General features: G+C 38.5%; 13 protein-coding genes. 4 read left to right on the top strand and 9 right to left on the bottom strand.

The genetic code is table 11. From position 1 onward, the window contains the following. The first annotated feature begins 29 nt into the window (after positions 1-29). Both MHI37_RS01245 and pdxA read left to right on the top strand, forming a co-directional pair. On the top strand, positions 30-1,325 hold the full coding sequence (locus MHI37_RS01245; protein WP_076338426.1) for a four-carbon acid sugar kinase family protein: 1,296 nt from the start codon (positions 30-32) through the stop codon (positions 1,323-1,325). Beyond that, on the top strand, positions 1,322-2,320 hold the full coding sequence (gene pdxA, locus MHI37_RS01240; RefSeq protein WP_076338427.1) for a 4-hydroxythreonine-4-phosphate dehydrogenase PdxA: 999 nt from the start codon (positions 1,322-1,324) through the stop codon (positions 2,318-2,320). Before MHI37_RS01245 ends, pdxA begins: the two co-directional genes overlap by 4 nt. Positions 2,321-2,715: 395 nt before the next feature. Here pdxA and MHI37_RS01235 read toward each other — a convergent pair whose 3' ends face one another. Beyond that, positions 2,716-2,898 carry a hypothetical protein gene (locus tag MHI37_RS01235; protein ID WP_144023747.1) on the bottom strand — a complete coding sequence of 61 codons (183 nt, stop codon included), beginning with the start codon at positions 2,896-2,898 and terminating at the stop codon, positions 2,716-2,718. A gap of 236 nt (positions 2,899-3,134) precedes the next feature. Further along, positions 3,135-3,536, bottom strand: a complete 402-nt coding sequence (locus tag MHI37_RS01230; RefSeq protein WP_076338428.1) for a DUF6809 family protein — start codon at positions 3,534-3,536, stop codon at positions 3,135-3,137. A 535-nt stretch (positions 3,537-4,071) separates the two neighbouring features. Here MHI37_RS01230 and MHI37_RS01225 point away from each other — a divergent pair. Together MHI37_RS01225 and MHI37_RS01220 are read left to right on the top strand one after the other, a co-directional pair. Continuing rightward, positions 4,072-4,335, top strand: coding sequence for an AbrB family transcriptional regulator (locus tag MHI37_RS01225; RefSeq protein WP_076338429.1), 264 nt, complete (start codon positions 4,072-4,074; stop codon positions 4,333-4,335). Beyond that, entirely contained in the window at positions 4,332-4,739 is a 408-nt protein-coding gene (locus tag MHI37_RS01220) for a type II toxin-antitoxin system death-on-curing family toxin (protein WP_076338430.1), read from the top strand. Before MHI37_RS01225 ends, MHI37_RS01220 begins: the two co-directional genes overlap by 4 nt. A 223-nt stretch (positions 4,740-4,962) precedes the next feature. On the opposite strand, the gene MHI37_RS01215 is transcribed toward MHI37_RS01220, so the two are convergent. The 7 genes from MHI37_RS01215 to MHI37_RS01185 form a co-directional block, all read right to left on the bottom strand. After that, complete coding sequence (locus tag MHI37_RS01215) at positions 4,963-6,666, bottom strand: SWIM zinc finger family protein (protein WP_076338431.1); 1,704 nt, start codon at positions 6,664-6,666, stop codon at positions 4,963-4,965. A gap of 518 nt (positions 6,667-7,184) precedes the next feature. Next, the gene (locus tag MHI37_RS01210; RefSeq protein WP_076338432.1) at positions 7,185-9,395 is read right to left on the bottom strand and encodes a carbohydrate-binding domain-containing protein; all 2,211 of its coding nucleotides are present in this window, start codon (positions 9,393-9,395) and stop codon (positions 7,185-7,187) included. A gap of 358 nt (positions 9,396-9,753) precedes the next feature. Beyond that, positions 9,754-11,076, bottom strand: a complete 1,323-nt coding sequence (locus MHI37_RS01205; protein WP_076338433.1) for a mechanosensitive ion channel domain-containing protein — start codon at positions 11,074-11,076, stop codon at positions 9,754-9,756. A gap of 449 nt (positions 11,077-11,525) precedes the next feature. Continuing rightward, on the bottom strand, positions 11,526-11,906 hold the full coding sequence (locus MHI37_RS01200; protein WP_076338434.1) for a retropepsin-like aspartic protease: 381 nt from the start codon (positions 11,904-11,906) through the stop codon (positions 11,526-11,528). Then, on the bottom strand, positions 11,903-12,160 hold the full coding sequence (locus tag MHI37_RS01195) for a hypothetical protein (RefSeq protein ID WP_076338435.1): 258 nt from the start codon (positions 12,158-12,160) through the stop codon (positions 11,903-11,905). The genes MHI37_RS01200 and MHI37_RS01195 overlap by 4 nt, the downstream gene beginning before the upstream one ends. A gap of 56 nt (positions 12,161-12,216) precedes the next feature. Beyond that, positions 12,217-12,618 carry a hypothetical protein gene (locus MHI37_RS01190; RefSeq protein WP_076338436.1) on the bottom strand — a complete coding sequence of 134 codons (402 nt, stop codon included), beginning with the start codon at positions 12,616-12,618 and terminating at the stop codon, positions 12,217-12,219. Positions 12,619-13,715: 1,097 nt separating this feature from the next. Next, positions 13,716-14,090, bottom strand: a complete 375-nt coding sequence (locus MHI37_RS01185; RefSeq protein WP_076338438.1) for a hypothetical protein — start codon at positions 14,088-14,090, stop codon at positions 13,716-13,718. Positions 14,091-14,275: the final 185 nt, after the last annotated feature.

Below are 14,275 nucleotides of genomic sequence, written 5' to 3'. Positions count from 1 at the left end.
TTTCACTGGAGAGTTTGGAGGAAACAGGAATGAAAATAGCAATTATTGCTGATGATTTAACAGGAGCCAATGATAGTGGCGTTCAATTAGCTCGTCATGGTTTAAAAACAACCGTTTTGTTTGATATGGATGAAGCAAATATAAATAAATATGAAGCTGTAGTCTTTGACACCGATAGCCGCTCAATAACTCGGCAAGATGCTTATCATCAAGTAAGCCGTGCGGCTCATTTCTTGCTGAATGCTGGATTTACAAATATCTTTAAAAAAATCGATTCTACAATGCGAGGCAATATCGGTGCTGAAATCGATGCACTTTACGATGTAGTAAAGCCAGATTTTATAATGATTGCACCTGGCTATCCTAAAAATAACCGTACCATTTTGCAATCTACACATTTCTTAAATGGTGTTCCACTCGCAGAAACAGAAATCGCTAAAGACCCTAAGACACCCGTTTCGATCTCGTATCTTCCTGATCTTCTTAAGGAACAAACAGATAACGCGATTGGAACCATTACGTTGGTTGATCTCGCGCAAGGAAAACAGCATATAGAAACCAAATTTAAAGAATACAAGAAAAACCATATTCCTTATATTATTATAGATTCTACTGAAGAAATTCACCTGGAACAAATTCTTAATTTAACAAAAGGAATAGACTATAAGTTTACTTGGGTTGGTTCTGCTGGAATTGCCAACTATCTGCCTACTTACTATGAATTACCCGAAAGAGCGACACAATTAAGTATCGCCCCTAATCAGGGTCCTATTCTTACCGTTGTAGGCAGTGTTAACATAAACTCTAGAGCTCAATTAAAGCTGTTGCTGGAACAAACGAATGTTCATGGCATTGCCTTTCATTCCTACAAGGCTGTTTCTGAAGATTCTGTACGCAATGATGAGATCGACCGGGTATTTGAAGAAGCAGAAGCAAAAGCATTGGAAGGCACAGACGTTGTCATTTATTCTACCGCCGAACAACAGGATATCGAACAAGCATGGGCAACGGGAGAAGCTAGGGGCCTCAGTCATACCGTTATAAGCAATGAAATTGTAAAAGCCATAGGTACCGTTTGTTCCAAACTTTTGGAAAATGGCTATTTCAAGGGAGTTTCCATGACAGGTGGGGATACTGCGAAGCAAATCTGTATGCTGTGGGACATCAAAGGCTTTGAATTACGGGATGAATTAGAAATTGGCGTTCCTATCTCAACGTTTATAGGAATGGAAAATCTACATGTGATTACCAAAGCAGGTGGATTTGGCTCTCCAGAAGTATTTATTAATGCCATAAATAAACTAAAAGGGGTTCATACATCATGAAACCAATTATTGGGATTACAATGGGAGATGCTGCTGGCATCGGACCAGAAATTATCGTCAAAGCATTAGAGCATGAGGAACTTTACCTGAGCTGCAGACCTTTAGTTATTGGTGATGCGAAAATTTTGGAAAGAATTTTACCTATTGTAGGATCTTCTTTACAAATCCATGCGATTCAAGAACCATCTGAGGCTGTATACCAGCATGGTACGATTGATGTCATTCATCTTGATTTGGTTCCAGCTGATCTGCCATTTGGTCAAGTTTCTGCAGTCGCAGGCGATGCAGCATTTCAATTTTTAGCCAAAGCGATCGATTTAGCTAAAAAACAACAAATCGATTCCATCTGTACAGCCCCTCTAAATAAAGAAGCGCTGCATTTAGGTGGACATCTTTATCCAGGTCATACTGAAATTCTCGCTGATCTAACAGAAACAGAAGATTTCTCTATGATGCTAACGACACCTAATTTGCGTGTCATTCATTTAACGACTCATATGGGGCTTATCGATGCGATTGCAAGCATCAATCCTGAAAGAACATACACAGTTGTAAAGCTGGCCCATGATACTTTGAAAAAGGCCGGATTTGAAAAACCAAGAGTGGCTGTTTGTGGGATTAACCCTCATGCAGGTGAAAATGGTCTATTCGGAAACGGCGAGGAAGAAGAAAAATTAATGCCGGGTATTGAACGCGCACAAGCAGAAGGCATTAATGTAGTCGGCCCATTACCTGCAGATACACTATTTTTTAGAGCAGGCAGAGGAGACTTTGACATCGTTGTTGCTTGTTATCATGACCAAGGCCACGCTCCTGTAAAAGTAATGGGTATCGAAGAAGGCGTTAATATTACGGTCGGTCTAAAAGGCGGAATCATTCGAACATCAGTTGACCATGGAACTGCATTTGATATCGCTGGCAAAAATATTGCTGAAGATAAGAGCATGCTGGCTGCGATCCGTTCAGCTATTGAATTGGCTCCTAAACATAAGTAAATTAGAAAATGATCACCTCCCAAGCTGTAAATTGGAGGTGATCATTTCTGTTTCAGAAATATAACAAAGGAGATGCTCAACTACGTCGATCATTTAACTTTTGGCATCCTGGGTTTATCGACTACTTCAAAGCCTCCTGACTCAATTCGAATAGCAGTATATAGCCATGGTACATGCTATATGTTCTACTTGCTCAGTTTCTGCCCGTAATTTGGACAGAGGTCATTGTGCAGGAGACAAGCAGGCAAAATCAGCAGAAATGGTTCCATTATAGAGAAAGATGGAAACACTAAATTTATTCGATTTTGTTCAGCAAGATAAAGGATCTGCTCTGCGGAGTTTGACTCTTCTTGTGCAAGAACACTCAAGAATAAAGTTAGATTCTACGTATATAATCATGTACGCACCTCTGAAAGAACAGTAGCACCATGGATAGTTTCAATAAAGCCGCCTTCTAATAGTTTTTTTTCTGTTTCTGTTGTAAAACTATAACCTTCATTGTATTTTGATTGTAAGCTGTGGTGTACCATAATATTTCTTCTTATCTTCTTAGCATCCTCTGTATTTAAATTTTGCAATTTTCCACTTCAATGATGGCTATATTACCATTACCATTTTTAATTAAGATATCAAAGGGGTTTGAACTCATAGCCTTACCACCTCATTCAGCTTTTAACTTAGTTATACACGATGCCCTCCTCATTTAAAGTTGTTTAGAATAGGCCTCGCTCCCCTCAAGAACGACCCATTCTAAACTTCATCCCATCGCATCTTGGACACTTCCGGTTAAATAATTACTGTTATTATAGCTCTTCTAAACCAAAGTCAGACCTCCGCCCGATCTCTGGAGTTCTTTTATAAAGCGGTATCCTTCTAAAAATCCAACCACAAAAGCCTCCTCTTCTTCAAGTCCCTGTTCTGTGTTCATAGCCTCCTCCATACGTCCATACAATTTATGTTGAGTCTCGTTCAAACTACTGTGTAGGCGTTGAATTGCATAAGATGACTCTTCGCTAGCCTTCCTGATATGAGGATTGTTAGAACGCATTCCTCCTATTTCAAGATATCTTCTAGCAGCAATCTCACTCAGTATTTCTCTCATTCCATCAAGATAGGCATTTTCCAGTGCTTCATATTCGGACATCGTTTCTCTTTTCTTCGGAAAATGCTTTCCCACTGTATCCATCTTTACCATTGATATACGACAAACTCCCATTCCCTATCCCCCCTTTTAAATCTACAATAATAGTATTTCCTATTTGCTAGATTTAAAACAACGAACAGTGACAGGTAGCTAATTATTATATATAGCATGGTAACAATAAAAACCAAGAACGAATGTTCTTATTTTTTATATTTATTTGAAGGAAGGTGTACTATGGCGACTATATAGTCAATACGAATACAAAGGATGTTCACAAAACTACTAAGGTAGAGTCACGCTGTAGAATTGAAGAAATTAAAGCATTTCATAGAATTGATACTGATAATGTCCAACCTTACTTTGCTCAAGGCTATAACGGCTGTAATTGGTACTATCCAGAAAAGAATTCTGAGTACGCTTTATAATTTAAATCACTAGTGTTGTTAAACATAATAATTCAATTACTCATATTGCTGCTCACTATTCAAATTAACCACGAAATTTACTGCTATCATAGATGATAGATACAAAAACATTAACATTGAATATCGCACTTATAAGTGTATAATTGTTATAACAATTGAATATAATATTGGGAGGGAATTCAATGAATAGGGTGATTGAAATGGAACGAAAAGTAACGAAGTTCGGCAACAGTTTAGGTTTGACAATGACTGATGCACTTAAACAGATTGGATTGGATCTAGGAGATTCTGTAAGTATTGATGTAAACCAGTCCACTGGAGAAATCATTATTAGAAAATCAAAAAAAGTGTCATTACCTAATGGACTAAGTGAGGATTTCATGGATGCTTTGGCAGATGTAATCGATGAATACGATCAAACATTACAGGGTCTCAAAGACAGATGATACTTATACGTTATTTATCCGTTCAAGAAGTTATAGCCATCAATCTTGCAATGATTCAACGTTATAGCCCAGGTGAACAACTTGGGGTAAAGGACTCAGGGCTGCTCGAATCCGCAGTGCTTCGACCGCAATCTTCAGCATTTGGTGATGACGCTTACCCAAGCGTTTTCGAAAAAGCAGCCGCTTTGTTTGAGTCACTAGGTCAAAACCATCCTTTTCACAATGCAAATAAGCGCACAGCTTTTACAGCACTTCTCATATTTCTACGCTACAATGGTTTACACTTTAAAATGAATACCAAGAAAGCAGAAGATTTTACGGTGGATATGGTTAATCATGAATACGAATTTCAAAAATTAGCTTCCGTTATTCAAATACACTGCGTAAATATATCTGAAGTATAAGAAGAGAAGGAACAAAATCACCCTTACAGAAACACGGGCCTCTATTTGTACCCTACATGCCCGGAGAATGCATAGTTTCCTTTACAACAAAAAAGACACCTGATATGGTGTCTTTTCTCATGATATTGGAGAAGGTGCGCGGATTTGATCCCCTGTCCTAAGAACACGCCGCACAGGCTTCTACGGGTGTAGTCAAAGTTTTAATATTACCCAAAGCTTCAGCTTAGTTTAATTTTTTTAACTCGTCCATGAGAGCAGGTCTATTCGGATAAGTGAGGCACAACTGCTCAATAATTCTTTTCGCATGGACTCCCCCGCCTGCCTTGATGAGATGACGAATAATTTCACATACTCTCCGATACTGACTTCGATTCGAAGACTGGGCAGTTTCCTCTGATATGACCTGCGTAAACAACAGAAAAACTTCCTCTGCATGCTCACTTATGAGATGAGGGTAGTAGTTCATTAAGGTATGTTTGTGCTCATGAACATATTTCAGAATTCTCAGCGTCTCCTTTTCCTCAACAAGTACTCGGGTGTACAAGGATGCTGTATTCCAATTCCTATCGCTATTAATTTCAATCTCGTCTAAAAAACCCTCGTACGCTGCTTCCCATTCATCCTTGCTATACAATTCTTTTAATTTCAAGTAATAACTATAATCACCGGATAATGCAAATTCCTTTGCGAGATCTAATTGATGCTTCACTTGATGAGTGCGCTCATAAATTTCATAACGGCACTTTTTCCATTTATCAACGAGACCAGGATAACCCTTACTAGCATCTTTTTGTTCTCCTTGCTCGACCAGCTCCAGCGCTTTGTCGAATTGAAGATTCTTTATCGCGTTTTCAATTGCCATTTCGCGAAAGGCTGTAATGTCGAGACGATCTTGTAAAAACATCAGTGCTTGGCTGTCGCCTTCAAGCCTTTCAATGACTTGAAACCGAAGCTTAGCTGCTTCTTCAGTAAAATAGGAACTGTATGATGAATTATTCCTTTCATGAATTTCCAATCTTTCGATCAATTCACTCCACAAATCTTTTTCCGAAACGTTCGTTATGAAATAAATAGCACTTTCCATGAGGGACAACTGCCACTCATTCCACCCCTCTAAACTTGGGTGAAGCACTTCTTTTAGAAGCATCTGAAATAGAACTGGTCTATCCTTCACGGAGCAATATTCAAATTGGCTAGCTGTACTATGTACAACGTTCAAGCATTCCTCAATTAAACCGCCTACATATCCGTCAGAATCATCACACGACTGCAATAAATCTCCCATCTCATGCATAATACAAAAACTAATTTCAACGGCACGAAGATAATGTCCACTTTCCAATACTTCCTCTGCTTTCTCCATTATTTTGTTAGCACCAGCTATAGCAGAGGAAACATTACGATAAGCAACAAAGCCATGACGATCGGAATTTTGCTTAATAGAAGAACGAATTATTTTTTTATATTGATTTAAACCCTCTTTATTATCGATATCTATAAATTTCAAGGAAAGTGCCTGCTCTACTTCCTCGATTTCATTAGAAAAATTGATTAGCAGCGTAATTAACTCATCCTTACTGAGCTTAGACAATTGGTAAGCGATATTCTTTTTAGGAGCAGGCTTGTTTTCAGGGGAAGACTGGACCTTCTCTTTACTGGAAAATTCGTCTCTGATTTCCAAAAGAACAGCTGCTGCATGCTTACATATTGGACCTTTATCGTAAGGACATTCACACAATGTAGAAGTCACTTCGCCATGTGAATCAAGCTGAATCTCCACATCGTAGAGCTCACTCCCCACAACTTCAGCATGATAAACCCGTGGCTTGATTTCATTAATAGAAAGGATATGACCGTTTTCTCGATATACTTCTCCACGCTCAAGAATAAATGGTTCTATCCTAATCTCAATCTGGTTCAGTTTCATGCCAATCACCCTGCTTTCTTTAATTATCTACCACTATATTAGCTAGTCGCACAGGAGTCCAGGCAATAGCCAAATTTTGAAATGAGGTAAAGACCCTTACGGGACTGCGATACGACGTTATTCATTATTCAACAACATTATATCACTCCTATTAAAAAAGAAAAAAGAGTACCACTACAGTTCTTTCTCATGGTTTGGTGGAGGTGCGGGGATTTGAACCCTGTCCGAAGATCACGCCACACAGGCTTCTACTGGTGTAGTCCCTAAATGCTATCTCTCTCTATTTTGATGTACCTTCTATGGGTATTTTAAAATTAATGTATTATAAATATAAGCTTTGATATTCACCGCTACTATATTAACTCACTAAAAGAGATCTCTTAATAAAACACATATTAAATAACATTTCAGATAAATGGAAATAGCAGAACTCCTACATAAATCAAATTCCTAGAAATCATTACACATAACAAAAACACCATCCTCATGCGAATGGTGTTTTTGATGAGACGCGGGGATTATAGTAGCTTACTTAATAGAGTTGCAAGCTCTGCGCGAGTCATTGAACCAGTAAGAGTATTTGGGAAGAGATCGTCTAACGAAATATTTAATCCGCTCAATTCTACATATCTCGATATAACAAGCTTCATCTGCTCTGCAGTCAGACTAGCATTTGGCATGAAGTTCCCTTTTCCATCGCCAATAACAAGTCCATTCTCCACTGCCCAGCCAACATATCCACTATACCAGCTATTTTTCACAACATCATTGAAGGCGCTGGATTCAGTTTGCTCTATTTTAAGAAGCCTACCAAGAGTTGTAATCGCATTTGCGCGTGTTACTGGTAAATTTGGTGAAAATTGAGTCGAACTCGTTCCAATCATTATTCCCTTTTCATACAAAGCCTTAATTGCATTATAAGAAGCGTCGTTTGATTTCACATCCGTGAAGGGTAACACACCAATTGCAAATTGCCATTGTGATACCCCAGTGTATGTTTCATTAGAGGACACTACCGCAATGGTAAGACGGTATTGGCCATCCTCTTCGGGCATAATTTTGGATAAATCACCTTTCAACTCAGAAAGAAGATACGTTTCAGAATAGTTCTCTGAAGGCACATCTGTTACGGTTAGCTGAATATCACTTTCAGGAACAGCTGTACTTGCTTTAACTCCCTCAAATACAATACTTTTACCAGAAGCTACACTTTGGATGCCAGCACCGTCATTAACCGTAAAAGTAACTTTCGTTTTACCGCTATTGTCAGTTGCCTCGGAAACACCTGAAAAGCTATGAACAGATTCCGTTATTTTGAATGCTGTAGAGCCTTCACTGCTTACCTCCGTGTTAACTTGTCCATCTGGATTAAATCCACCTTCTGGCATTCCCTGCATGCCATCTGGCATTTCTGGACGCTCTCCTGTTGGAGGAGTACCTTGACCAAATTGTCCGTTATCACCGCTAGGACGATTTCCACCAAAGCCGCCACCCATCATGCCAAAAGAATTTCCTGTATACTGTTGCTGTACACCATTAACGTACAGATGATATTCAGTATTGAGTTTAAGGTCAGCAGATGAAAATGTTACGCTTTGAAAATTCTTTTCCGCTATATGGTTTAGAAGTTCATTACCTTCCGTGTCTGTTAATTTGATTATACTTCCCGCCGCTTGTGTCGTAGCAAAAGATAGCTCCATAAACGGCTGCTTGGAAGTAGAAGACGACGCATCATTACGTGTTCCTAGTGCAATGACTGTACCACCATTAATGATAATATCACTATCGGCATCAATACCACCGTCAGGACTACGTTCGTTAGCCATAGTAACAATAGTTCCTCCATTAATCGTTAAGTACCCATTGGAGTCAATTCCATCACCCTCGGCTCCTAGACCTGCATTTACATAAAGATACCCACCATTGATACTTGTAACCGAAATTCCATCCTCATTCGTATTGATTCCATCATCCTGAGCCTCAATATAGATCTTCCCGCCGTTGAGAGCTAAGTGCAGCTCAGAATCGAGCCCTTCATTAGCAGCAGTAATATGCAGCTCTCCTGTTCCCTTAGCTTCTCCAGAAATGTTCATAGACATTTTAGAATAGAAGGCTCCATCATATTTATGCAGCTTTTTCGTTGAACCCTCTTTATAAATTCGTGCGACATAAGAGCCATTCACAATGTTCACAGAATCATCGGCTAATAGAACCTGTGCCCCTGCTTGACTAAGATCAATAATTCCTTTTGTATCTTCTTTTATTGAGTATTGCTCATACACATTGTAGAAAATAACTGCGGGAGCAACTGTATTCGTAATATTTACTCCGTCTAAAATAAGTGTCACGACCGCTGTAGGGTCAGAAGCTGCATCGTCTCCCAAATCAATTGCAAGCTGTCCTTTCGATAACTTGCCTGATACACGATAAATTCCAGGCTTCGTAATGGTCACAACTCTATGCTCAGCTGCTTCCTCCGCACTGTGCGCATCTGAATCTGTACCTTCTCCATAGCTACTGTCATGTCCGTCCTCATAATATATAATGCTAGCTCCTACATATACCGCTGCCGATGAACTCGTTGACGCCTTTTGTCCATCAACGGTTACTGCTGTATCAGAAAGATTAATAACCGTTTCCTTCGTAGTTGTACTAGCAGAAGCAATACCCATCACACTAGTCATTGTCAAGATTAACACAAGCATAAGAGCCATTGTACGTTTCAGCATACTAGATCACTTCCTTTCAATAGGTTTTATATATGACTAGTATATATTACTGATCATAAACATAACTTATTTAAAGCTTAATGCTAACTGAAAATACACTGAATGTTCTGCTAGTTATGGGTGTCGGCGTTGCCCTAGATTTCACTCTCACATCCTATTATTCCGTTAATAATCTTGTTCTAGTTCAACCATCTCTGGAACGGTACACACGTTTAGACTAGCATTTGTACTTTGAGACGGTCAGATCGTTTTCACTATAGAAAGCTAATCATTTGTAGATTAAAATAAAGCTTAAAATAAATAGCAAAAACCCGACCTCACGAGGTCGGGTTTTTCATGGTACCACTAGAGATGGAGTCTATTTATGAGAATACTCATATTCACCCTCATCAGCTGTCTGCCGTTTTTGATTAGATTCATCTAATGACTCTATTGCAGTGCGTTCAATACCATGAGCAATATCATATCCCGTTGGATTTTGGAACACACGAAGTCCAAATGAAGGAGCAACGGCAAAAATATGATCAAATATATCTGATTGTACTGATTCATATACAACCCAATTCGTATCGTTAGTAAATGCGTAAATTTCAAATGGCAATCCATTTTCTCCTGAAGCTAACTGTCTAACAATAAGCGTCATGTTCTGATGTATTTTCGGATGATGCTTTAGGTATTGCTGAATATACACACGGAATACACCGATATTCGTTAGCTGTCTGCCGTTCACTTTATTGGATTTATCAATGTTACGCTCTTCATTATGTTGCTCAATTTCACTTAATCTTGTCGCTAGATAGTCACCTAGATACTGAATTTTATGATACTCTTCGATCATTGCCTCTGAGCAGAAGCGGATACTACCTGTATCGATAAAAATACTACGTTTAATTCTTCTACCACCCGACGTCTGCATGCCACGCCAGTTTTTGAAAGAATCTGAAATTAAAGCATAGCTAGGAATCATCGTAATCGTCTTATCAAAATTCATAACCTTAACCGTATTCAATGTAATATCAATAACATCACCATCAGCATTATATTTAGGCATCTCAATCCAATCACCTACGCGTACCATATCGTTCGATGACAACTGTACTCCCGCGACTAAACCTAGTATCGAGTCTTTAAATATTAACATCAAGACCGCTGACAACGCACCAAGACCACTTAGAATAATTAACGGGTTTTGACCAATGAGATTCGAGATGATCGTAATCCCACCAACGATAAAAAGAATTATTTTTACAACCTGAATATATCCTTTTATCGGTCTAACCTTGGAAACGGGAAACGTTCGATAAATAATATCAAATGCATTCAGTAACGCATTTATCACCACTAAAGCAACGACAATAATATACGTTAATGCAGTCTTCTCGATCAGATTTTGATAGCTAGGAAACATAGAACCCGCAAAGTAAATAATGATTGCAGGAACGATATGAGAGATATTATGAAAAACCTTTTTTTCCAAAATAACATTATCCCACGTTACCTTATTACTCGCCTTATTACTCGTAATCATATGAACAATAATCCGGAGAACTACTTTTTTCGCGATTAAATTTGCTACAACGCTAATTACTGCAATCAAAACAACCATAATGACAGTAGATAGACCATCAACTTGCTTGGGATTTACTCCGTATCTTGTTAGCTGTTCTTGTATGAATTCCATTGTAACCTCCAATGCATGTATTCTTCTGATCTTAGCATAGTTCATTTCATAATTTTAGTTAATGAGAAAGTTATTACTTTGGCCATAATAACAAAAACCCCAACCTCATGCGGTCGGGGTTAATGATGGTGGAGGCTTGGGGATTTAAACCCCTGTCCGAAAATCATGCCACACAGGCTTCTACGGGTTAGTGACAATTTTGATGTCGCCTGAGTATCGCTCCGTAAAACGGTTCTCAATAGGTCAGCTTGATTGTCTTCTTCAGCTCACCGAAAGCGGAGATGTGACAGCGTATTCCACTATAGTTGGGCCCTAATCCAGTCACATGGACGATGCTGGGTAGAAGCACGCACACAGTTTCTTAGGCTGTGAAAGCGTAGTTTGTTTTTTGTTTGACGTTTAATAAGCTTTAGCGTTGATGAAGCAGACGACTCCCTGCTACCCGCTGGCTAATTCACCATTATTTCCATTTCGCCAACATCAATTTTTGCACCCACTCTTTTCAACAAATCAAAACCTATTATCCCTTGCATCTCTAACCCATAATCCATGCTTCCAATTTCAACTTGAAAGTCTTGAACCACAGATTCCCCGATTGCAATTGAATCAATAATCTTGGTATAAACGTACTCTACTCCACCTATACCTCTGATTGCATCAACTACATCATCTTTTTCAGGGATTATCCCTATGTCTCTAACGATGTCTGCATTAAACAGAGTACTGCCTGATCCTGTGTCAATCAGTACATTTTCCAAACATAATCTTTCTCCGCGAAACTCAATGACTATAGTGACAAACGGAAGACCATACCATTCTGTTATTCTCATCTCGACCTTCTTACTCCCACATAGCGTTCTCTTGCCACCACTTCAGGGCGTGAGGTATGGAAGAAACAGTATTCACGATGAGGCTCTTTTCCATGCAACTCACCATACCTCTTTAGAGCCTTCTCCGAGTCGTCGAAAGAATCGATCACAGTCATTTCTTCAATAAAACGTTGACCTTCCTTGGAAAATGCCTTTGTCGCCTCTAGCACAACCCATTCATTGGGAAAACGCTCTTGAACTTCATTCCACCGCATCTGGACACCTCCGAATAAATAATTACTATATATTATAGCATATCGGGTGGTATCTTCTAAACCATAGTCTGACCTCCACCCGATCTTTGGAGCTCTTTTATAAAGCGGTACCCTTCCAAAAATCCAACCACAAAAGCTTCCTCTTCTCCGAGACCCTGTTCTGTGCTCATAGCCTCCTCCATAAGTCCATATAATTCACATTGAGTCTCGTTCAAACTACTGTGTAAGCGTTCAATTGCATAAGATGAATCTTCGCTAGCTTTTCTGATATAAGGATTGTTAGAACGCATTCCCCACGTTTCAAGATGTCTTCTAGCGGCTACCTCGCTCAGTATTTCTCTCATTCCATCAAGATAGGCATTTTCTAGCGCTTCATATTCAGACATCGTTTCTCTTTTCTTCGGAAAATACTTTCCCACTGTGTCCATCTTTACCATTGATATACGAAAGGCTCCCATTCCCTATTCCCCCTTTCAAATCTACAATACTAGTGTTTCCTATTTGCTAGATTTAAAACAGCAGGAACAACATAGAAGCCTCCATAAAAAACAGAACAAATGTTCTTGTTTTTTGTTAATAATTTTGCTAATATATTAATAGAACTTACCGAATAGAGGTATACATCAAGATAACATCAGAAGTAGGTAACGTTTAATACGTATTGGGAGGGAACTACAAGTGTCCAAATTTTATTACTACAACAAAAATACTGATAACAAGGGTAATCATGAGGTTCATACAGAAGACTGTTCCTATATTCCCAACTCAACAAACCGAATTTTAATTGGTTACGAAAATAATTGTCAATCTGCTATTCAACGAGTCAAAAAAGATACAAACAAATTAAATTATGATGGTTGCTACTTCTGCTGTAAGGATTGTCACACAGGCTAACCCGCTCTAGTATGCTTTTCAATTACATGAGAGATATAAAATGTAACCAACCGCAAATTCTCCTTTTTACTCTACGCAAAAAAGCGACCAATTGAGGTCGCTTTTCTCATACTCCATATGGAGCCGTGGGGAGTCGAACCCCTGTCCCTAACTTTTCAATTGGTTTTAGAACGTACCCACAAGTGTTACTAAGCCTTATTTGATGCGGGTTGTAGAGGCTGACTTTGTTAATTTGTGTTATTCAATTTTGAATGATTTTATATAGTTTTATCCATTTTGGCTATACCTTGACTACAAAAACCGAGGGGATTCTGAGGTGACGTGTGGTTCTGTTAGTTGTCCATTCCTCGGAAACGATGACTTCAAATTCCCGCCCCCAAATAAACTTCATTACGATAGAATGGTTCAATTTGTTATATCATGCCCCCATGATACACCTCTAGTTTTATGAGTTTTTTGGTTCTATAAATATTAAGTTCACTATATAAACAAATTCAGTCCATAAAGTGTAGATAATATATACGTAAGTTCGTGGTGAAATGCTGGTCACAGGATACACCGCCAACGAAAAGTAGGAATGCTACTTGGGTTCAGCAAGCGGCGATCTTTAAGTTGTACGAGCTGGAATTATTAAACGTATATGAACTTAGTCTTAAAATATTCATACCCTTTTTACATACATCGAGAATATATCAAAAATATTGTCTAATCCATCAAAAAGTAGTTGAACTTCAGGACTTCTTTGAGTTTCAACTCCATCGTGGGAACATACATCAGCATTTGCATGTGGTGAAACAGTTGTTACTTGTGGTTCCAAAAAATAATCAGACGGTAAATGAAAACTTTCATTTATTTTCATGATATGACTATTATAATTCGATTGATTAAATCTATCTGATTTTAATATCTGATCTATCTCTGATCTCGAAATATTTGTTTGCTTCGATAAAGACAATTTAGAGTATCCTTTTGATCGCATAAAAATGATTAAATTTCTCGTAATGGATTCTCGATGTTCAATAAAGTTAATTGTCATTCGCGATTACCTCACTTTAATGTCGTCAGACAAGATTTACAACGGTAACATTCCCTTTTACCTTTCCAGTATGACTAACTGATTCAATCAATCATAAGATTTGGATCGCCATTATTGACATCTAATGAAGAAAAGAACCTCAATTAAGAGATTCTTTATTTATATGAAAATATTTTCATTTTTAT

Origin of the sequence: Paenibacillus sp. FSL H8-0548 (assembly GCF_038630985.1) — a bacterium.
Lineage (GTDB): Bacteria > Bacillota > Bacilli > Paenibacillales > Paenibacillaceae > Pristimantibacillus.
The sequence above is the reverse complement of the archived record's forward strand: the minus strand, read 5'-3'. Positions and strand labels throughout refer to the sequence as shown.